18 protein-coding genes are annotated in these 21,326 nt (G+C 56.7%); 6 read left to right on the top strand and 12 right to left on the bottom strand.

Translation table 11 applies throughout. The features are described 5' to 3' along the window. Nucleotides 1-32: 32 nt before the first annotated feature. The 4 genes from PKC81_RS06720 to PKC81_RS06705 are packed head-to-tail and all read right to left on the bottom strand — an operon-like array spanning nt 33 to nt 4,827. A complete protein-coding gene (locus PKC81_RS06720; RefSeq protein ID WP_324334433.1) occupies nt 33-761 on the bottom strand; it encodes an N-formylglutamate amidohydrolase in 729 nt (242 codons plus the stop codon). Next, the gene (locus tag PKC81_RS06715; protein WP_324334371.1) at nt 758-1,585 is read right to left on the bottom strand and encodes a 4-(cytidine 5'-diphospho)-2-C-methyl-D-erythritol kinase; all 828 of its coding nucleotides are present in this window, start codon (nt 1,583-1,585) and stop codon (nt 758-760) included. The genes PKC81_RS06720 and PKC81_RS06715 overlap by 4 nt, the downstream gene beginning before the upstream one ends. Nucleotides 1,586-1,589: 4 nt before the next feature. Continuing rightward, complete coding sequence (locus PKC81_RS06710; RefSeq protein ID WP_324334369.1) at nt 1,590-3,161, bottom strand: tetratricopeptide repeat protein; 1,572 nt, start codon at nt 3,159-3,161, stop codon at nt 1,590-1,592. Between the two features lie 19 nt (nt 3,162-3,180). Further along, nucleotides 3,181-4,827 carry an electron transfer flavoprotein-ubiquinone oxidoreductase gene (locus tag PKC81_RS06705; RefSeq protein ID WP_324334366.1) on the bottom strand — a complete coding sequence of 549 codons (1,647 nt, stop codon included), beginning with the start codon at nt 4,825-4,827 and terminating at the stop codon, nt 3,181-3,183. 115 nt (nt 4,828-4,942) lie between these two features. Here PKC81_RS06705 and PKC81_RS06700 point away from each other — a divergent pair, with 115 nt between their 5' ends. From PKC81_RS06700 to PKC81_RS06680, 5 genes are all read left to right on the top strand, one after another. Then, a complete protein-coding gene (locus PKC81_RS06700; protein ID WP_324334364.1) occupies nt 4,943-5,707 on the top strand; it encodes a uracil-DNA glycosylase family protein in 765 nt (254 codons plus the stop codon). Then, complete coding sequence (locus tag PKC81_RS06695; RefSeq protein WP_324334361.1) at nt 5,665-7,485, top strand: lytic transglycosylase domain-containing protein; 1,821 nt, start codon at nt 5,665-5,667, stop codon at nt 7,483-7,485. The genes PKC81_RS06700 and PKC81_RS06695 overlap by 43 nt, the downstream gene beginning before the upstream one ends. Beyond that, nucleotides 7,472-7,999: a molybdenum cofactor biosynthesis protein B gene (gene moaB, locus PKC81_RS06690; protein WP_324334432.1), complete on the top strand. Its 528-nt coding sequence runs from the start codon at nt 7,472-7,474 to the stop codon at nt 7,997-7,999. Before PKC81_RS06695 ends, moaB begins: the two co-directional genes overlap by 14 nt. Before the next feature lie 68 nt (nt 8,000-8,067). Beyond that, nucleotides 8,068-9,129 carry a PA0069 family radical SAM protein gene (locus PKC81_RS06685; protein WP_324334359.1) on the top strand — a complete coding sequence of 354 codons (1,062 nt, stop codon included), beginning with the start codon at nt 8,068-8,070 and terminating at the stop codon, nt 9,127-9,129. Between the two features lie 282 nt (nt 9,130-9,411). After that, on the top strand, nt 9,412-9,987 hold the full coding sequence (locus tag PKC81_RS06680) for a cytochrome c (RefSeq protein ID WP_324334357.1): 576 nt from the start codon (nt 9,412-9,414) through the stop codon (nt 9,985-9,987). A gap of 9 nt (nt 9,988-9,996) precedes the next feature. Here PKC81_RS06680 and PKC81_RS06675 read toward each other — a convergent pair whose 3' ends face one another. From PKC81_RS06675 to PKC81_RS06645, 7 genes are all read right to left on the bottom strand, one after another. Continuing rightward, nucleotides 9,997-10,437 carry a DUF1330 domain-containing protein gene (locus PKC81_RS06675; protein WP_324334356.1) on the bottom strand — a complete coding sequence of 147 codons (441 nt, stop codon included), beginning with the start codon at nt 10,435-10,437 and terminating at the stop codon, nt 9,997-9,999. Next, nucleotides 10,437-12,041, bottom strand: coding sequence for a long-chain fatty acid--CoA ligase (locus PKC81_RS06670; RefSeq protein ID WP_324334354.1), 1,605 nt, complete (start codon nt 12,039-12,041; stop codon nt 10,437-10,439). The genes PKC81_RS06675 and PKC81_RS06670 overlap by 1 nt, the downstream gene beginning before the upstream one ends. 26 nt (nt 12,042-12,067) lie before the next feature. Continuing rightward, nucleotides 12,068-15,553 carry a DNA polymerase III subunit alpha gene (dnaE, locus tag PKC81_RS06665; RefSeq protein WP_324334352.1) on the bottom strand — a complete coding sequence of 1,162 codons (3,486 nt, stop codon included), beginning with the start codon at nt 15,551-15,553 and terminating at the stop codon, nt 12,068-12,070. Between the two features lie 85 nt (nt 15,554-15,638). Next, the gene (locus PKC81_RS06660; RefSeq protein WP_324334350.1) at nt 15,639-16,118 is read right to left on the bottom strand and encodes a glutathione peroxidase; all 480 of its coding nucleotides are present in this window, start codon (nt 16,116-16,118) and stop codon (nt 15,639-15,641) included. Between the two features lie 14 nt (nt 16,119-16,132). Beyond that, nucleotides 16,133-16,654: a hypothetical protein gene (locus tag PKC81_RS06655; RefSeq protein ID WP_324334348.1), complete on the bottom strand. Its 522-nt coding sequence runs from the start codon at nt 16,652-16,654 to the stop codon at nt 16,133-16,135. A gap of 95 nt (nt 16,655-16,749) precedes the next feature. Continuing rightward, nucleotides 16,750-17,424, bottom strand: coding sequence for an ABC transporter ATP-binding protein (locus PKC81_RS06650; protein WP_324334346.1), 675 nt, complete (start codon nt 17,422-17,424; stop codon nt 16,750-16,752). After that, nucleotides 17,417-18,667, bottom strand: a complete 1,251-nt coding sequence (locus PKC81_RS06645) for a lipoprotein-releasing ABC transporter permease subunit (protein ID WP_324334344.1) — start codon at nt 18,665-18,667, stop codon at nt 17,417-17,419. Before PKC81_RS06645 ends, PKC81_RS06650 begins: the two co-directional genes overlap by 8 nt. Before the next feature lie 430 nt (nt 18,668-19,097). Here PKC81_RS06645 and PKC81_RS06640 point away from each other — a divergent pair, with 430 nt between their 5' ends. Beyond that, a complete protein-coding gene (locus PKC81_RS06640) occupies nt 19,098-19,577 on the top strand; it encodes an Hsp20 family protein (RefSeq protein WP_324334342.1) in 480 nt (159 codons plus the stop codon). Nucleotides 19,578-19,680: 103 nt separating this feature from the next. On the opposite strand, the gene PKC81_RS06635 is transcribed toward PKC81_RS06640, so the two are convergent. Next, a complete protein-coding gene (locus PKC81_RS06635) occupies nt 19,681-21,315 on the bottom strand; it encodes a CTP synthase (protein ID WP_324334431.1) in 1,635 nt (544 codons plus the stop codon). Nucleotides 21,316-21,326: the final 11 nt, after the last annotated feature.

Genomic DNA, 21,326 nt, shown 5'->3' with positions numbered 1-21,326 from the left:
GCCAACAGGGCGTTTGCATGCGCCTTACAGCGCTAAGCCCGCAGTTTCAACGCCACTTCGTTGCAAATCCGCACAAGGCGTTCTGCCCAGATAGACTGCCCCGTTCCGTCTCCAATCTGGTCCTGCCGGATTTCGATGCCCAGATAGGGCCTGCCATGAGCTTCGCAATGGCGGTTCATCGTCGCGTTGAGCAGTTTGCCGGAATAGGGTTGCTGGTCGCCGACGCACAGGCCCTCCGCCTCAAGCAAGGGAATGGCAATCCGCGCTGCGTGGTCATCCTCATTGTACAAAACGCCAATTTGCCACGGCCGTTTCTGCTCTGGATGGCTTTCCAATTGTGGAGTGAAGCTGTGCAGCGAAAGGATTAATGCGGGCCGATGCTGTTCCAGCAGTTCGGCGAGTTTTGCATGATAGGGCCGGAAGAAGCAATTGAGGCGCGCCTCATGCGCTTCATGGTCAAGGGCGTTTCCCGGGATCGCATGTCCATCGCTGGCGATCGGAATCGCCGCAGGCTGATGCTCCTCCCGGTTGAAATCGCAAACAAGGCGGCTGACATTGCCGAGAAAGGCAGCATAGCCCGCACTTTCTGACATGATTTCAGCCACGCCTGCAACGCCTATGTCGATGGCAATGTGCTGGTTCAGCAAAACCGGATCGATGCCCAGATCGATATCATCCGGAATGCGGTTCGACGCATGATCACTGACAATCAGGATACCGCCCGCCTCGGGTTCACCAATCAGGTTCCAAGCGTCATTCATCGCAGCACCGTCGGCAGCAACCACCAGTTCGGCCTCGATGCCGATATGGTCTGTGCAGACCTGTCTCTGTCATCCAACGACCCGAACAGCGCAAAGCAAGTCGCACCGGAACCTGACATGCGCACAAAAGTGACGCCCGGTTGAACCTTAAGCTCAGCAATCACCTCAGCAATTTCTGGAACCAATGCGATCGCCGGCGCCTCCAGATCATTGCGGGCATGCCGCCAGTCCTGCACATCCAGTGCGCCGCGATCGACACCATCCCAGGCATTGAACACAGGACCGGTCGGACAGGGCTTCAAAGGATTGACGAGCAGGATCGGTGCGCCAGTGATGTCGTGGACATCTAATGCGGTAAGCTTTTCACCGACGCCACTACCGAAAACGGTCTGCGACTGCAGGCATGCCGGAACATCTGCGCCAAGGCGGACTGCGATTTCCTGCATCGCTGCATCGGGAATAGCGACACCCCAGAGACGCGTCAGGAGGCGTAACGCGGCGGCGGCGTCAGCCGAACCACCGCCAATACCGGCAGCAACAGGCAGGCGCTTGTCGAGCCTGATTGTCGCCCCCTGACCCGTCCCACTGGCCACCTGCAGCGCCTTTGCAGCGCGCAGAACCAAATTGGTGTCATCGACCTCCAAACCCTTGGCAAACGGCCCGGCAATCGTAAGCGCGATTGTATCTGCCTGCTCCGCCGTCAAGAGGTCGCCATCTTCCGCAAAAGCAAAAAGCGTCTCTAGTTCATGATAGCCATCCTCGCGCCGCTGCCGGACATGAAGCGCAAGGTTGATTTTGGCGTAGGCGGTTTCGCTCAACAGCATCGGATCAGGGTGCCGCCGTCTCTTTGGTCCAGCCAAAGTCGATTTTTCTGGTCAAACGCTCTGCCACATTACCTTCGGCAGCCAGCGCCGCAGCCTTCCAGGCGAAACGCGCTTCTGTCCGCCGTCCGCTGGCCCAATAGGCATCGCCCAGATGTTCGTTGATCGCCACATCAGCAATAGCACCCTTAACCGCGCGTTCGAGCAACGGTATCGCCGCGTCGGTTTCGCCACGCAGGAAATGCGCCCAGCCCAGCGAGTCCGTGATCGCAGCGGATTGTGGCGCGAGTTGGTGTGCCTTCGAAACAAGGTCGAACCCTCGTGTGACGTCAATCCGTCGTTCGAGCAGTGAATATCCCAGATAGTTCAGGATTTGCGCGTTTTTGGGGTCAAGAACAGCCGCATCCTCCAATGCATTTCGGGCGCTGTCCCAATCGCCATTTGCATCGAGGGCCGACGCGAGCAAGAGCAGGTAGACCGCGCGCCTTGGCCCATTTGCTCCTCCCGCATCCTGAGCAAGCAGACTGCGATATACTGTTATGGCCTGATCTCGCCTTTCTGCCTTTTCAAGCGTTTGCGCGTAGAGCAGTTTCAGTTGCGACGAAGCAGGCTGCATCTCCGAAGCCGCCCGGGCAATTGCGACCGCCTGTGCGGGCGCAGCCGCCAATTGGGTTTGGTTGACAATGGACTGCGTCCAGAAAGGCGAAGTTGGCGCAATCGCTTTCAGTAGCATAGACGCCTTCGCATCCAGCTCGTGCTGGTCAAACAATTCCGCCAGGGACAATTTGGCAGCATCGCTGGTCGGCGCAATCCAGTTGGCGATACGCGCGAAGTACAGTGCTTTCTGCGGCTGCCCCTGTTCGCCAAGCGCCAATCCAAGCCGGGCAAACAGCATTGCCAGCCCTAGTTCTGGAGTCACCGGTGGCGTTGCATAATTGCCCGCATCCAGACCGATTTGTCGCCCCAGCGCGGATGCGAACTCAGCATCCCCGTTGCGCGAAAACTCCCCCATGGCGTGCCCGGCAAGGAAGCGGCCATGCGGCTCATCATAACCCCTGAAATTGCGCAGTCGTAATTTGGCTTGCGCAATATTTCGTTCGGCAAGATCGAAGTAAATCAGCTGGTCATCGCTGTAATAGGCGGTGAGTCCAGATGACTGGAATGTGCTTGCATCGACGCCGGAATCGCGCCCTTGCGCAACATTCAACCAGCCCTTGAGCATCGGCATCATGAAGGCAAAATCGCCTGCTGCTTCCAGATCAGTCAATGTGCGATCCGCTTCACCCAACTTTTTCCGGCGAAAGGCATCGGCAAGTATCAAAAGCGGCGCATCACTGTCTGCCTGTTTCGCCCGTTGGGCCGCCTTCACGGCAGCTAGTGCGTCGATGAAGCTCCCTTCACGAACGGCTGCATTCAACAGGTTGTTAGCAGCTGCCTCGCTATCCGGGCTACGCGCAAGCAGCTTCGCATAGCTCTTCAACGCCTCATCACCGCGGCCGGTTATTTCCTGCCGCTGCGCATTCCAGTAAATGTCGCTCGCCTCCTGCGCCGCCGAGGCTGGCGTGGCAATCGCCAGCAACGCGGAAACAGAAAGGATCTTACATATTCGGATAATTGGGGCCACCTCCGCCCTCGGGCGTCACCCAGTTGATGTTCTGCGTCGGATCCTTGATGTCGCAAGTTTTGCAGTGGACACAGTTTTGCGCGTTAATCTGAAGGCGCGGTTGCCCTTCATCCTTACCGACGATTTCATAAACACCTGCCGGACAATAGCGCGTTTCCGGCGCATCATAGAGCGCGAGGTTGACCGTGATGGGCACTTCGGGGTCTTTGAGCTGCAAATGGCAGGGCTGGTCTTCCTCATGATTGGTGTTTGACAGAAACACCGAGGAAAGCCGGTCAAAGCTGATCACGCCATCGGGTTTTGGATAATTAACGGGCTGATACAGGTCCTTGCGGCCAAGTGATTCATTGTCAGCATGATGCTTCATCTCGATCGGCAGGCCGATCTTCAGCGTGCGCATCCACATGTCGATACCTGCGAAGATTGTACCATAGGTTTCGCCATATTTGGCGACAGCAGGCTGGGCATTTTTCACTAGCTTGAGCTCGGTCGCGATCCAGCTTTCGTTGAGATTGGCCTGATAATCCGACAATTCGTCATGCGCACGGCCCGCCGCCAGCGCAGCCGAGATGCTTTCTGCCGCCAGCATGCCCGATTTCATCGCGGTGTGACTGCCCTTGATACGGGGAACATTGACGAAACCTGCCGAGCAACCAATCAGCGCGCCGCCCGGGAAGGCGAGCTTCGGTACCGATTGCCAGCCACCTTCGTTGATCGCACGCGCGCCGTAGGACACACGCTTGCCGCCTTCCAAAATCTTGCGGATTTCGGGATGCTGTTTCCAACGCTGAAATTCCTCAAACGGGAATACGTGCGGATTGGTATAATCGAGTGCGACGACGAAGCCCAAGGCCACTTGACCATTTGCCTGGTGATAGAGGAAGCCCCCGCCCCAACTTTCGGTTTCAGACAGCGGCCAGCCTTGGGTGTGGATTACCCTGCCCGGCTTGTGTTTTTCAGGCTCGATATCCCACAATTCCTTCATGCCGATGCCGTAAACCTGCGGCTGGCAATCGCGTTCCAGATCATATTTTGATTTCAATTGCTTTGTGAGATGTCCGCGCGCACCCTCTGCAAACAGGGTATATTTTGCGTGCAACTCCATCCCCGGCATATAATCTGGCTTTTGGCTGCCATCGCGGGCTACACCCATGTCTCCGGTCGCAACGCCCTTCACCGATCCATCGTCATTGTAGAGGATTTCGGCAGCCGGAAAACCGGGAAAGATTTCGACACCCAGATTTTCCGCCTGTGTACCCAGCCAGCGGCACAGATTGCCGAGTGAGCCTGTGTAGGTGCCCTTGTTGTGCATCCAGCCCGGCGTAAAAAGGTGCGGAATCGCCATATGGCCACCGCGCGAAAGCACCCAGTGGTGGTTTTCGGTGACCGGAACTTCGGCCATCGGACAGCCTTGATCTTTCCAGTCCGGCAGCAGCTCGTCGATAGCTTTGGGATCGAATACCGCGCCAGAAAGGATATGGGCGCCGATTTCCGACCCCTTTTCAAGGATGCAAACAGAAGTTTCAGGGTTAATCTGTTTGAGGCGAATGGCCGCAGATAGGCCTGCCGGACCGCCACCGACGATCACCACATCATAGGGCATCGACTCCCGTTCGCTCATAGCAATTCATCCTTCCCTTTGCCCTGATATCGGGCTGTCTCGATTTTGCCTCAACTGACAGGATTCGCCATGCCAAGCAATTGACCTTCGCGTCAACCAGTGACTGATACGAAACATGCAGGTCGCACCGCAGGACAGGGGAAAAATCCTCGCAGACTCTTTTATCGGCTGGTGGCGCGATGCCGGCGTTGATTATCTGTGCGGTGAAGCGACGACCAACTGGCTTGATGAGCCTGCCCCGCCTTCAACAAAGCTGGAAGAACCCATCAGGCGCGCAACACCGTCGCCGGTTGCCCCCGTTGCGGCAATATCTGTACGTAAAGACTGGCCGACCGATTTTGAAACGTTGCAAAAGGTCATCGCCAGCGATGCATCGCTTCCCGGCAATGGCTACAGCCCGGCTCGCGCAGCGCCTCATGCGGTACAAACACCCGAATTAATGGTTCTTGTTGACTTCCCCGAAGAAGCAGATTTGGCGGCCGGAAAATTGGGTAGCGGGCCCGTTGGGCAATTGCTGCAGGCGATGTTGAAAGCCTGCGGATACGCACCCCAAAGCGTCCACCTCGCAGCGCTTGCGCACAGCCGCCCGGCGAGCGGCGCACTACCACCGCAAGACGTGCCAATTCTTGGCGATTTTGCGCGCCACCAGATCAAAGTCGCGCAGCCAGGAAGGTTGCTGCTGCTCGGCTCTGCGGTGTCCGAAGCCCTGTTGGGTGAAGAACTGATGTCGGCTCGCGCAAATTTACCGGATTTTAACCAAGATGGCGGCATTTTGACCGCAGTGGCAACATTCCATCCGCGAACCCTCCTCGCGCGCCCGGTTTTGAAGGCGCAGGCTTGGAAGGATTTGCAGCGGATCGTGCAGAAAGATCAGCAGTGATCAAGACCGTGCAACTGGGCAAATCCTTCATTCTGGCAGCTTCGGCGCTCGGCATTTCAACAGCCGCGTCTGCGGGGACTGCCGATAGCGTTCGCCAAGCGGTCTCGCCCGATGCGCTTGACGCACTTGGAGCGATGCCGACAAGCAAGGACAAGCAGGCATATACTGCCATCTTTGCTGCGATTGACGGCAAGAACTGGGTGGAAGCAGCGCGATTGATTGAGGCTGCACCCAAAGGACCGATGACTTCTATGGCACGCGCCGAACTATATCTGGCGGCGGGCAGCCCGAAAGTAGAGGCGGCTCAACTACAGGCGCTGCTCGAAGAGGCCCCCTGGCTGCCGCAAGCCGAACAGATCGAAAAAATGGCGATCAAGCGCGGCGTCGCCGATCTGCCGGTACGACCAGGCACCCGCCGTTTTTCCTTCCTTGGCAGCGCCCCCAAACGTGATCTGCCGGATAGCAACCAAAGCGCAGCAGCCCTGCGCTCCAAGCTGCAGGAATTTATCAAGGCCGACAATCCGACTGAAGCGGAAGCGCTATTGAACGAACAAGGCCTTTCGCTCGACAGCGAAGCCCTCACCGAACTGCGTTATCGCGTTGCCTGGTCTTACTATATCGAAAATGATGACGCTAACGCTCGCCGATTGGCCGCAACGGCAATGGCAGCAGGTGGAGCCTGGGCCACCCAATCACAATGGGTACATGGTCTGGCTAGCTGGCGTCTCGGTGACCAGCGCGAGGCGTTTGCCAGTTTCGACAAGGTCGCACGCACTGCCGATAACGACGAACTACGTAGCGCTGCGCTATTCTGGAGCAGCCGTGCGGCAATGGCTTCGCGTCAACCGCAACAAGTGCAACCGCGTCTTCAGGCAGCGGCCCGCCTTCAGGAAACCTTTTACGGTCTGCTGGCAAGCGAAGCACTGGGTATGGAACCGGTCGCGAGCAAGACGATGCGATACCATTCGACCAACTGGAAGCAGCTGGGCCAGCAAGAAAATGTCCGCACTGCCGTCACGCTCGCTTCAATCGGCAAAAATAGTCTTGCTGACGAAGCGCTCCGCCATCAGGCCAAGATCGGCAACCCCGAACAACATTCGGCACTCGCCCAGATTGCAGGCGCGTTGAATCTGCCCGCAACGCAGCTTTGGATGGGGCATTATGGCCCATCGGGCGGGAAACTCGATCCTATGATGCGCTATCCCTATCCGAACTGGACGCCAATTGGCGGTTGGCGCATTGACCCATCGCTGGTTTATGCCCACTCACTGCAGGAGTCCGCTTTCCGCACCTCAGTGATCAGCAGCGCGGGCGCGCGCGGCCTGATGCAGGTAAAGCCAACTACCGCCCAGGAAATGGCGCGCGCGCGCGGCTCTTTCCTGTCAGCGAGCGATCTCGACCGCCCTTCGGTCAATCTGGAATATGGCCAGAGCTATATCGAGAAATTACGCGACATGAACGCGACCGGAGGGCTGCTGCCGAAGGTCATCGCTGCCTATAACGCCGGACCTGCCCCCGTCACGCGCTGGAATAGCGAAATCCGCGACAATGGCGATCCACTGCTGTTTATAGAATCGATCCCTTATTGGGAAACCCGCGGCTATGTGTCGATCATCCTGCGCAACTACTGGATGTATGAAATTCAGCGCGGAAAGAATGGCGGCAGCATGAAGGGACTTGCGCAATATTTATGGCCCACTGTCCCGAAGGAAGGCCGCGTGGCCACTGTTCGCATGGGCAACACGCCACGAAATGGAGGCAGCATTGCCGCTCGATGAAACCAAGCGCTTCAAGCCAGTTAACATCGCGTTGATCACGGTGTCGGACACCCGCACATTTGCGGACGATACCAGTGGCGATCTTCTGGCTGATTTCATTGTCGAGGCCGGACATAAATTGGCTGACCGCGTGATCGAGCAAGACGATACCTCCCGCTTGGTCGCGCGGCTGCATATGCTTATCGATGATGACAATATCGACGTTGTCATTTTGACTGGTGGTACCGGCCTGACCGGACGCGACATCACGCCCGAGGCGCTCGACCGCGTAAAGAGCAAAGACATACCTGGATTTGGCGAATTGTTCCGGATGCTGAGTTATGAAACCATCGGCACTTCAACAGTCCAGAGCCGCGCCTGCGCAGTGCTGGCACGGGGTACCTACATTTTTGCCTTGCCGGGTTCGAACGGTGCGGTGAAAGATGGCTGGACCAAGATCTTGGTCCACCAGCTCGACAGCCGTCATAAACCGTGCAACTTCGTTGAACTGATGCCTCGGCTCCGCGAACAATAATTGTTCTTTATTTGTTCCTATCTTGATGTTACCCTTTCCGGGTGCCCAAAAGCTGTTACCCGGATTTTGTGGCGGGACGAGGCGCTCCCGCCAACACCTCTCCTTCGCGTTTCAATCTGAATTCGCGGGAGGCGGATGGCGATTGGCTGGATGAACGCGTAGAGATTGACGGAGGCACTGCCCCGCTGAGAACGCAAGTGACGTCGGAACGTCCAAAATCCATCCTTGCCCGCAATACATCTCCTGACATCCCGTTCGACAAATCGGTCAACCCCTATCGTGGCTGCGAACATGGATGCATCTATTGCTATGCCCGGCCTACCCATGCCTATCATGACATGTCGCCAGGGCTGGATTTTGAAAGCCGCTTATTCGCCAAACCCGATGCAGCCAGCTTGCTGCGTAAGGAAATCGGGCGCAGGGGGCATGTGCCCACACCCATAGCTTTTGGCACGAACACCGACGCCTATCAGCCCATCGAACGCGAATGGAGAATCATGCGGCAATGCCTCGAAGTGCTGGCTGAGGCCAATCATCCGCTAACTATCACGACAAAGTCTGACCGGGTTCTGCGCGATCTGGAACTGTTGGTACCTATGGCCGCGAAAGGATTGGTGGCGGTAGCAGTATCGGTGACGATGCTCGATCCAGCTTTGCACCGGATTTTAGAACCGCGCGCACCTCGCCCGGAGAAGCGATTGGCGGCAATTAAAGAGCTGGCGACCGCAGGCATCCCCACGCATGTCAACGTCGCGCCAATCATTCCTGCTATTAATGACTATGAAATCGAGGCGATACTTGAGCGCGCTGCAGAGGCTGGTGCGAAAACCGCAAGCTGGATCCCGCTGCGCTTGCCACATGAAGTCGCACCTTTATTTCAGGATTGGCTGCAAGTGCATTTTCCCGACCGAGCAGGCAAGGTTATGTCGATTGTTCGCTCAATCCGTGAAGGCAGAGACAACGATCCGAACTTTTTCCAGCGGATGCGCGGGTCGGGACCTTGGGCTGATTTGATCAGGAACCGTTTTAGAATCGCTGCGCGAAAGGCCGGACTAAACCAGACAAGGATAGAATTGCGCAGCGACCTGTTCATTCCGCCCCGCTGCGACGGACAACTGGCGCTGTTCTGACACCCTATACTCGCAGTCTGCCTAATGTTACGCTTCCCGCTGGGGGGAAGTAAAATGCACAGATTTGTGTTATGTTTGCTAGCAATCACTTTTGTGACAGGCTGCAGCCCCCAAAAGCAGCAAGCTATCCGTTTCGACAACCAATCAGACAGCGAGGCAGCGCACGGCCGACGTATTGCCGGTGTTCTCGGCTGCACGGGTTGTCATGATTCAAATCTGGCGGGCAAAGATTGGAGTGCACCCGGTTTTGCAATCGTTTGGACGTCAAATCTGTCGGTAGAGATGAAAAAATATGACGACGCGGCTTTCCGCCGAGCCCTTCAAAAAGGCTATCGTTACGATGGAAACGAATTGTGGGATATGCCCTCCTTCCTGTTCTCGGAATTGTCCGAAACTGATCTGGTCGCGCTGACCACATATCTAAGAGGTGTGCCGCCAACAGGGAAAAGCCACCCGAGGCCAATATTGCTCGAAGAAGCTTTGAAAGAGATCAAGCAGGGCATCTACAGATCAAGTGCGGCCGAGGCGAAATTGAGAGCAGGCACTTTTCCGCCAGATGCAGGCCCGCAGCACAGACTGGGCCGCTACATCGCACGCGCAACTTGCGCGGAATGTCATGGCATGGATCTGCGCGGCGGAACTCCCTATCCTGGCGCGCCTCCGCGCCCTGATATCCGTATGGTTGCTGCCTATGACAAAGCCGATTTCGTCAAACTCATGAAAACCGGCAAGGCTGCGGGTAATCGGGAATTGCAATTGATGAGCGGCGTCGCACGCGGACGGTACAGCCAGTTCACGCCGCGAGAGGTAGACGCGCTTTATGAATATCTGAAAGCCTTGTCGGTAACGAATCCTTAGGTTGCAGTTTCAACCGAAGCTGCTGGAATCGCCTTCCATCGGTGCAAAACGAATAAGTCGGCTCGTTCGCACCGCAGCTTGGCGGTTGACCACCGCGAGACGATAATCAGGATCGGTGACCATTTCCAAAAACGCCCCGGCATTGGGATAATGCGCGATGAAAGCTGCGTCCCAATGCTCGTCTGCCGGGCCGGTCAGTACGGTCTGAAAGGCACCGCGCCACACGACGCAGCCCCCGACGCGCTGGAAAATCGGCCCACTGGTTTTACCATATTCCTGATAGGCGCGCGCGCCTGTCCAGCCCTTGCCGGCATTTTCGTGCCCCTCCGGATATGCGGCAACGTCGCGATAGCGGAGCAGGTTGAGCATCTGGATCGGTACATCGCGCGGCAGCGCCTTGAAGGCGTTGAATGCCTCGCGCGTGGGATCGACATGTGCCTCGGCCGACATCAGCCAAGGCTCCGCAGCTTGTAATCCTTATACTGTTTGCGCAGTTCCGCCTTCTGGATCTTGCCCGTTCCGGTAATTGGCATGCTGTCGACAAAGTGCACCTCATCGGGCAGCCACCATTTGGCGATGCGCTCCTTAAGATAGTCGATCACGTCCGTTTCAGTCAGCGTTTCCGCCTCGGGCTTTTTCACCGCAACAATGATCGGCCGTTCATCCCATTTCGGGTGATAGACACCGATCGCTGCGGCCTGTGCGACGCCCGGGCATCCGACAGCGGCATTTTCCAGTTCAACCGAACTGATCCATTCGCCGCCCGATTTGATCACGTCTTTTACCCGGTCGGTAATCTGCATCGTGCCGTCGGGGTGGATCACCGAAACGTCGCCGGTGTCGAACCACTGATCGGCATCGGTCGCATCCGCCTCTGCCTTGAAATAGCGCTTGATGACCCAGGGTCCACGGATTTGAAGCGCGCCCTCGGTCTTGCCATCGCGCTGGGCGACATTGCCATCCTTGTCAATCACGCGCAGTTCAACGCCAAAGGGTATCTTGCCCTGTTTGGATACAACATCAATTTGTTGGTCCATGGTCATTTCATCCCAACCCGGAATGGGCGCACCCATGGTTCCGATTGGCGACGTTTCCGTCATGCCCCAAGCGTGGGCGACACGCACACCCTGCGTCATCAGCCGCTCAATCATCATGTGGGGAGCCGCCGTGCCTCCAATGGTCACCAGCTGTAATTTGCCAAGGTCATAGCGGCGCCCCGCTGCCTTTTCAGCATCGAGGTGCTGGAACATCGCAAGCCACACCGTCGGCACGCCAGCGCTATGGGTGACGCCTTCATCGAGCATCAGTTTATGCAAAACGGACGCTTCATTGGTTGTGGAGAAAACGAACTTCACGCCGGCCATCGCACCCGCAAAAGGCAGACCCCAACTGGCCGCGTGGAACATTGGGACGATCGGCAACAAAGCCGCCGTCATCGAAAGGTTGAAAATCGTAGGCGCAACCTCCGCCATGGCGTGGAGCATGGTTGAGCGATGCTGGTATAATACACCCTTCGGATTGCCGGTCGTGCCGCTGGTATAGCAGAGCATGCAAGGGTCGCGCTCGTCACCCCCAACCCAGTCGAAATTGCCGTCCTGCGCGCCGAGCCATTCTTCATACTGCGCGCTATCGAAGACGATATAGTGCTCCACTGTCTTCAGGTGCGGCTTCAACCGGTCGATGACAGGCTGGAACTGCGCATCATAAAGCAGCACCTTATCCTCGGCATGGTTCATGATGTAGATAAGGTCTTCATCGAACAACCGAACGTTTACTGTGTGGATCACGCCGCCGCAGCCAATTGCGCCATACCAGGCAGCAAGATGGCGATGGTGGTTCATCGCAAAGGTTGCGACACGATCTGCCGGTTTCAGTCCCATGGCGACAAAAGCCTGCGCCATCTTGCGCGCTTCAGACGCGACATTGGCCCAATTGGTACGCTCGATGCTGCCATCGGCCCAGCGAGTCACAATTTCGCGGGTGCCATGTTCGCGTTCGGCATAATCGATAAGATGCGTGACCCTCAGGTCCCAATCCTGCATTCCACCCAGCATTTTACTCTCCCCTGCCCGCTATATTTTCAGCGGACGCTCATCAGATGCGGTTTGACCGGCGCGAGTTCCACATTCTCCACGCCCCGTATTTCTTTGACCTTCTCGACCAGTTCTACGTCAAGCCTGAATTTGCGTCCTAGTACGATATCGGCGGTCTTGCCATCGCCAATGCGAGTTCGCGCAACGACTTCGCCGCGTCCGCCGCCAAGCGGCAGGATCAGGCCTTGAAGCCGCAGAAAGGCATCGGCGCTGTCGATATCCAGCAGCATTTTGAACTGGGTGTTCGAAACCAACCCTGCAAGCGGCTTTGCGCTGCGTACAGCAATGCGGGGAATTTCCTCACCCGAAGGCAGGTCCATTTCCACCGTCAGGAGCAGGCATTCCCCGGACTTAGCCCATTCAGCAAGGCTCGCGCAGACATCTTCATCGAAACAGCTTGCCTGAAACTGGCCGCTGCTGTCTGAAAACTCCGCCTGCACAAAGCGCTTGCCGCGCTTGGATTCACGCCACTTAACCGATTGGACCATTGCAGCAATTGCCGCCGATTTTCGGCTGCCTTCCGGAATGGGGCCGCAATCAATGGTTTCGAGATAGCTTTTGGCGCCATGGCTGGCCGCGATCTGGGTGAATTGCGAAATGGGGTGTGACGAGAAGTAGAAACCGAACGCTTCACGTTCGTGCTCCATCGTTTCAGCCACTGACCATTTCTCTGCATTGGGCAGTCGCATCTTGCCGGCATCCGCTGCAGCGTCCCCACCGAACAATCCACCCTGCCCGCTTTCGCGCTGGTCGCGAGCCGACTGAGCGGTAGCAAGAATGGTTTCGATACCGCCAAAGACCGACGCGCGATTCGCCTCAAACTCGTCAAATGCGCCTGCAGACGCCAGGTTTTCAAGGCTGCGACGGTTGATTTGCGCCGGATCGGCGCGGTTGGCAAAATCGTCAAGGTCGCGATAGGGTCCATTGGCCTCGCGCTCCGCGACAATGCCTTCCATTGCCTTTTCGCCGACATTTTTGAGGCCAGCGAGCGCGTAGCGCACTGCCAATCCGGATTCACATTCTTCAACGCTATACTCGGCCTCACTGTGGTTGATCGAAGGCGGCAGGCAATGTGTGCCCAGACGCCGCATATCGTCGACAAACACCGCCAGCTTGTCGGTCTGGTGCATGTCGAAACACATGGATGCGGCGTAAAAGGCCTCAGGATGGTGCCGCTTCAGCCAGCCCGTATGATAGGACAGCAATGCATAAGCCGCAGCGTGCGACTTGTTGAAGCCATAGCCTGCAAATTTGTCGATCAAGTCGAACAGCTCGTTCGCCTTGGCAGCGTCTATCTGGTTGTGCTCTGCGCAGCCCTTGACGAAGATCGCGCGCTGCTCGTCCATCTCCGACTTGATCTTCTTGCCCATCGCGCGACGGAGAAGGTCTGCACCACCCAGCGAGTAGCCAGCCAGGATCTGTGCGGCCTGCATCACCTGCTCCTGATAGACGAAGATACCGTAGGTTTCGGCTAATATGCCTTCGAGAAGCGGGTGCGGATATTCGATCTTCTCTTCGCCATTTTTACGGCGGCCAAACATCGGGATGTTGTCCATCGGACCGGGACGATAGAGCGAAACCAGCGCAATAATATCGCCGAAATTGGTTGGTCGCACCGCCGCCAGAGTTCGACGCATGCCCTCGGATTCCAACTGGAACACGCCCACTGTGTCACCTGATTGCAGCAATTCATATGTTGCCGGATCGTCAAGCGCCAGCTTGTCAAATTCAACGATGATGCCGCGCTTGGCCAGCATTTGCGCCGCCTTTTGCAGCACCGATAGCGTCTTCAGACCGAGAAAGTCGAATTTGACCAGCCCTGCGGCCTCGACAAATTTCATGTCGAATTGCGTGACGGGGATATCCGAGCGCGGATCGCGATAGAGTGGGACCAGTTCGGAAAGCGGGCGATCGCCGATCACCACGCCCGCAGCGTGGGTGGAACTGTGGCGCGGCAAGCCTTCCAGCTTCATCGCAAGATCGAACAGCCGCTTGACCTGTTCGTCGCGCCGATACTCTTCGCGCAGTTCGGGAACACCGCCCAGTGCCTTTTCCAGATCCCACGGGTCGGTCGGGTGGTTCGGCACCAGCTTGCACAGCCGGTCCACCTGCCCATAGCTCATCTGCAACACACGCCCGGTATCGCGCAACACGGCGCGCGCCTTCAGCTTACCAAAGGTGATGATCTGCGCGACCTGGTTGCGGCCATATTTCTCCTGCACATAGCGGATCACCTCGCCACGACGCGTTTCGCAGAAGTCGATATCGAAGTCGGGCATCGATACACGTTCGGGATTGAGGAAACGTTCGAACAGCAAGCCAAGTTGCAGCGGATCGAGGTCGGTGATTGTCAACGCCCATGCTACCACTGAACCCGCACCCGAACCACGACCAGGCCCCACCGCAATATCATGCGATTTGGCCCATTTGATGAAATCGGCAACGATCAGGAAGTAGCCGGGAAAACCCATCGAGCAGATAACATCGCATTCGAATTCGAGGCGCTCGAAATAAGGTTTGCGCGCTTCTTCCTCTTTGATCCCGACATGTTCAAGCCGCGCAATAAGTCCCTCGCGCGCATCGTCGCGTAACTGCTGTTCTTCTGCCTCTCGGTTGCCCGCAAGACTGGGGAGAATTGGTTTACGTTTGGGTGCACCTACCCCGCAGCGCTGCGCAACGACCAGCGTGTTGGCCAGCGCCTCAGGCATATCGGCGAACAGCTCTGACATCTGTTGCCAGGTCTTGATCCACGCGTGCGGGCTGCTTTTACGGCGATCTTCGTTCTCGACATATTCGCCATCGGAAATGCACAGCATCGCATCGTGCGCGGCGTAGAAATCCGGCTCGGCAAAACAGGCGGGGTTGGTTGCCACTAGCGGCAAGTCACGTTCATAGGCGAGTGCGAGCAAGGCCTCTTCGGCTGCTTCCTCAATCGCATCGCCACGCCGGGCGAGCTCTATATACAGCCGGTCAGGGAATAGCTTTTGCAGCCTCGAACAATAGTCTGCCGCGCTATCAAGCTGACCATCCGCAAACAGTCGTGCCAGCCCGCCCTCACCCGCTGCCGTCAACGCAATCAGGCCATTAGTATGGCCTTCGAGTTGCGCAAAGGTCACTTGCGCTTCACCATCGTCGGGATGCTCAAGATGCGCCATCGAGGTAAGACGGCAGAGATTTTCGTAACCTGCCTCATCCTGCGCATAAAGTGCGATCCAATCGCGCACTACTTGGCCACCGGTATATTCAGGAGGCCTTTGCAGGCCAAGCATCAGCCCCATGATCGGCTGCACGCCCACACCGCGACAACCGTCCTCGAATGGCATTACGCCATACAGACCATTCCGGTCAGTAATAGCGATGGCTGGGAAACCCAGCCCTTTAGCATATTTGCCGATAGCCTTGGGTTCGATCGCACCTTCGAGCATCGTATAGGCGGAAAAGACCCGCAAAGGTACAAAAGGTGCGATGGCCATAACGGCAAAGTGCGGCAGCCGCGCTGATTCTGCAAATGAAAGCAGCGGCTAATTTGTGGACAATTGCTAACAATCAGGCGGGCAATTAACCCAGCAGCTTCTCGATATCCTTTTCAAGCGATCCCGGCGCAACCTGCGGGCCATAGCGACCGGCAACCTTGCCATCGCGATCGACAAGAAATTTGGTGAAATTCCATTTGATCCCCCGGCTGCCCAGCAAGCCAGCCTGTTGGTCTTTCAGATGCTTCCACAGCGGATCGGCATTATCTCCATTGACGTCGATCTTCTTCGCCAGCGGGAAGGTGACGTCATAGGTCAGCGAGCAGAAATTCTTGATCTCCTCCTCGTCACCGGGCTCTTGCGCGCCGAACTGATTGCAAGGGAATGCCATCACCACAAGGCCCTTATCGCCATATTTCTCGTGCAACGCCTCAAGCCCCTTATATTGTGGCGTGAAGCCACATTTCGACGCGGTATTCACCAGCAAAAGCACCTTGCCCTTGAATTCGGACATATCCTGCTTGCCCCCGCCAGGCATGTCGACGGTGAAATCATGTACGTTCATTGCAATCTCCGGCGCTATTTGGCCGGAATGGGCTCTTTGCGCTTCCTGTATATAAAATCGAAATTGGTGGACCATGTCAAACCCTGGTCGGTTGATTGTTCGCCATGTTGGCGGACAGAACCGTCGCTTTGAAGCGAATAGATCATTCGGATCAGCGCATCCTGACCGGGGCCGTTTACTCCGGCCCACAAGCCCGTGAGCACCATCTTCCCGCCCGTAAATCCACCATCGAAATTTACATGGCCCGGCGCGGAACCGACCCAAGTCTGGTGCCAGCTCTTCGTTGCCGGGTTGTAGGCGTTCAGACTCCCACCTCCCGGCCCTTTTAGTGGCATCCAGTTCTCGCGGATCGCGCAGCCCGTATAGAGTTTCTCAATTTTGCTATGTGCCACCTTATTGTCTTTGCCATTGGGATAGACATCCCATTCACCTATCCAGAAATCAAACTGGCTGAATTCCGGTGCGGCACAAGGAGGCGGCGCTGGGGCGGGCGCCGTCTGGAATGCAAGTAAAATTACGGACGTAAAAAGACTCACTGATGTTTCTCCCCAGATTTGGGGATCATGACAAGGAGTCGAATTCCAGCAATCGTTAGTAGTCCATTCGACTTGAAGTTTCGATAAACGTCAACCTAGCCGAGCAGGCCATCGTGCAGGCGAACGACGCGGTCCATCTTGGCCGCAAGCCGTTCATTATGTGTGGCGACCAGCGCTGCCGAGCCTTGCTCGCGCACCAGCGCCATAAACTCGCGCAACACTATGTCGGCGGTATGTTCGTCCAAATTGCCGGTCGGCTCGTCTGCCAAGACAAGGCGAGGCTTGTTCGCAAGCGCGCGTGCGACCGCAACGCGCTGCTGTTCTCCGCCGGATAGCTTCGAAGGGCGATGTTCGAGCCGTTCACCCAGGCCCAGTGTCGACAGCAACGAAGTCGCGCGCTCGGTCGCTGCATCAGGCTCGACGCCTGCGATCAGTTGCGGCAGGACAACATTTTCGAGTGCATCGAAATCGGGCAACAGGTGATGGAATTGATACACAAAGCCCAGCTTCGCCCTGCGCACGTCGGTTGCGCGGTCCGGCCCGGCATCGCGCATTTCCTCGCCGTCAATCAGGATCGAGCCGGTAAAGCCCCCCTCAAGCAATCCCAGCGCCTGCAAAAGTGTCGACTTGCCGGTGCCCGAAGGCCCAAGCAATGCCACCAGTTCGCCCTCGGCTATCGTAAGGTTTACCCCACGCAAGACATCAATGGTTACGTCGCCTTGCGTAAAGCTGCGGCGCACGTCGCGCATTTCGGCGACAATCTTACTCATAGCGTAGCACCTGTACCGGATCGGTTCCTGCTGCCTTGAAAGCCGGATACAGTGTCGCGAGGAAGCTGAAGAACAGGGCCAGAGTGCAGATAGCCAGCACCTCGAACGGATCGGTGCGTGACGGTAGCTCGGTCAAGAAACGGATTGAAGGATCCCACAATTCGAGACCGGTTACGAACTGAATGAAAGTCACGATCGACTGGCGGAAAAACAGGAAGATGAATCCGAGGATCAGCCCGGCAACCATGCCAGCAGCACCGATCAGCAGACCGACGGTCACAAAAATCTTTAGCAGCGACTGCCGCGATGCGCCCATCGTGCGCAATATCGCGATGTCGCGTGTTTTGGCGCGCACCAGCATGATCAGTGACGACAAAATATTGAACACCGCCACCAGCACAATGATCGATAGCACAATGAACATCGCTACCCGCTCGATCGCGAGCGCCTCGAACAGGGTGGCGTTCATGCTTTTCCAGTCAACGATCACCGCCTTGTCCGCTATTTTGGGCTGCAGCGGTGCCAGAATGTCATTGACCTTGTCCGGATCGGTGGTGGTCAGTTCGATCATCCCGATCTGGTCGCCCATCAGCATCAGGATTTGCGCGTCTTCAATGGGCATGATGACAAAGGCTTTGTCATAATCATAGACGCCCACTTCGAAAATGGCGGCAATTTCATAGGAAATCTCGCGCGGGACGGTACCAAAAGGCGTCGTCCGGCCCGCCGGATTGATAATCGTAATGCGTTGTCCAACACGAGTGCCCAGATTTTGTGCGAGGCGCGAACCGATGGCGACCCGTTCGCTCCCGGGGCGAAGCAGCTTCATGTCACCCGCCAGTGTTTTACCCTTGAGCGTCGGGTTGGTCAGAATATCCCTGACCTCCATCCCGCGGGCAAGGATCGCTTCGACGCGGCCTTCGCTGGTCGCGAGCAGCGGCTGCTCGATCAGTGGAGACGCTTCGGTCACGCCGGGCGTGGCGCGCACATCCTTCAGCACTTCCCGCCAGTCAGACAGACGCCCGCCATAACCTTGTACAACAGCATGGCCGTTAAGGCCGACGATCTTGTCAAACAATTCTGCACGAAAGCCATTCATCACGCTCATCACGATGATGAGCGCTGCGACTCCAAGCGCAACGGCGATCAGGCTGATCGTGGCGACCAGGAAGATGAACCCTTCCCCCTTGCCCGGCAGCACATAGCGCCTGGCGATCATGCGTTCGTATCGATTGAGGATCATGTCGGTCTTGGTTCCGGCATAGTGTTTGCGGACAATCCCTTAGGCGGCGCTTTGACTGCGTGCAAGCCAAAGCCTGTATTACACTTCTGTTGCAGCGATGACACACTGTTTGAAAAAGCGTTCGATCGAAACAGAGAATCGTTGCGAACGCGCCGGATTGCGTCATTTTGGTGTTGCTGAATAGGTTCATCGCTGAATGGCCGTGGTTCAGGGGGATTTGGTCCTACGCGATTTTGCGAAAAGCGAAACGGTGAGACCCTGACGATTTTTCGTCAATCAGGCCGTCCAATTTCTATTGGGCGGCCTTGATTTTTGCCTTTCACATTCCATCTAAGCCGTGAGGGAGCCGGAGACGGTCCCTCAACCTAAAAGAAAGCGCCGTGCATGCGGGCTTTCACCAAAACCAAATTGCTCAACAGGAGAATTTGACATGAACCGTTTTGATTTCACCCCCTATCGCCGCAATACTGTAGGGTTCGACCGCCTCTTCGACATGCTCGAAAATGCCCGCGGCGTTACCCAGGGCGACAATTATCCTCCGTTCAACATCGAACGCACCTCCGAAACAGAATATGTAGTGACGATTGCGGTCGCAGGCTTCAAGCCCGACGAAATCGACATTACCGCGCAGCAGAATCAGTTGGTGGTTGCCGGCCAGAAAAAGGTCGATGGCAATGACAACCGCGATTTCCTGCATCTTGGCATCGCCAACCGCAATTTCGAACGCCGCTTCCAGCTTGCAGACCATGTGTTTGTAAAAGGCGCCGACCTTGCCGATGGTCTTTTGATCATTCAGCTTGAGCGTCAGGTTCCCGAAGAGCTGAAACCGCGCAAAATCCTGATCGGCGGCACTACGCCAACCGTCATTGAGCATGATGAAACCAAGAAAAAGGGCGGCAAGGCTGCCTAAACGATAGTCGTCGTCCCCGCTCAGGCGGGGACCGCTGGAAGTTTATACGGACAGTTTCGTGCAAACTCAGAGCGGCCCCGGCCTTCGCCGGGGCGACGCATTTCTAAACCAAACGACTCTGCTCCACCGCCGCCGCGATAAAGCTGGCAAATAGCGGGTGCGGATCAAAAGGCTTCGATTTCAGTTCGGGGTGAAACTGCACCCCAATAAACCAGGGATGGTCGGGCCGCTCTACAATCTCCGGCAGCAAGCCATCGGGCGACATGCCAGAGAACATCAGACCGCCCTTTTCTAATGGTTCCTTGTATGCACCGTTGACTTCGTACCGATGGCGATGGCGTTCCGAAATAACGGTCGATCCATATATGCCCGACACATGGCTGTTACCGGCAAGCCGCGCTTCATATGCCCCAAGTCGCATTGTTCCACCCAGATCGCCACCTGCCTCGCGGGTCTGCAAACCTTCCTCGGTCATCCATTCGGTAATGATGCCGACAACCGGTTCATCGGTCGGGCCAAATTCTGTGCTGGACGCGTTTTCAATGCCCGCCGTGTTCCGCGCGCCTTCGATGCAAGCCATTTGCATACCAAGGCAGATACCAAAAAATGGTACTTTTCGTTCACGCGCAAAACGGACGGCGGCGATCTTGCCTTCCGAACCGCGCTCACCGAAGCCACCAGGAACCAGGATCGCGTGCATGGGCTCCAACGCTGCGGTAATGTCGCTATCGCCCTTCTCGAATAGCTCGGCATCGATCCAGTTTATGTTGACTTTCACCCGGTTGGCAAAGCCGCCATGCGCCAGTGCTTCGTTCAATGACTTATAAGCGTCTGCAAGGCCGACATATTTTCCGACCACGCCGATCGTAACTTCTCCCTCGGGATTCTGCTGCCGGTCGAGAATATCCTCCCACCGACGCAAATCAGGGGCCACGCCAGGCGTGATGCCAAAGGCGCGCAACACTTCATAATCGAGCCCTTCTGCATGATATTGCAGCGGCACGGCATAAATAGATTTCGCATCGAGCGCCGGAATAACGGCTTCCTTGCGCACATTACAGAAAGCCGCAATCTTCGCCTGCTCATTTTCAGGCAGCGGATGTTCGCAACGACAGAGCAATATGTCAGGCTGCACTCCCAGCGCGGTCAGTTCCTTGACGCTGTGCTGGGTCGGCTTGGTCTTCAACTCACCAGCAGCCGCGATATAAGGGACCAGCGTCACATGGACAAATACGGTCTGTTCACGGCCCAATTCGTTGCGCATTTGACGAATGGCTTCGATGAAGGGCAGCGATTCAATATCCCCCACCGTGCCACCAATTTCGCATAGTACAAAGTCGAGGCCGTCCACATCGGCTTGCGCAAATGCCTTAATCTCATTGGTGACGTGCGGGATCACCTGCACAGTGGCACCCAGATAGTCTCCCCGCCGTTCCTTCGCGATGATGTCGCGATAGATGCGACCCGAAGTCACATTGTCTGATTGACGTGCCGAAACGCCCGTAAAGCGCTCATAATGGCCGAGATCGAGATCGGTTTCTGCGCCGTCATCGGTCACATAGACTTCGCCATGCTGATAGGGCGACATCGTGCCCGGATCGACATTCAGATAGGGATCAAACTTACGAATGCGGACCTTGTAGCCACGCGCCTGCAAAAGGGCCGCCAAAGAGGCTGCCATAAGACCTTTGCCAAGCGAGGAGACCACGCCGCCGGTGATGAAAATGTACCGCGCCATGGGAGGAAAGG

It is taken from the genome of Sphingorhabdus sp. (genome assembly GCF_035329025.1).
Lineage (GTDB): Bacteria > Pseudomonadota > Alphaproteobacteria > Sphingomonadales > Sphingomonadaceae > Sphingorhabdus_B.
This window is presented reverse-complemented; position numbering and strand designations above follow the sequence as displayed.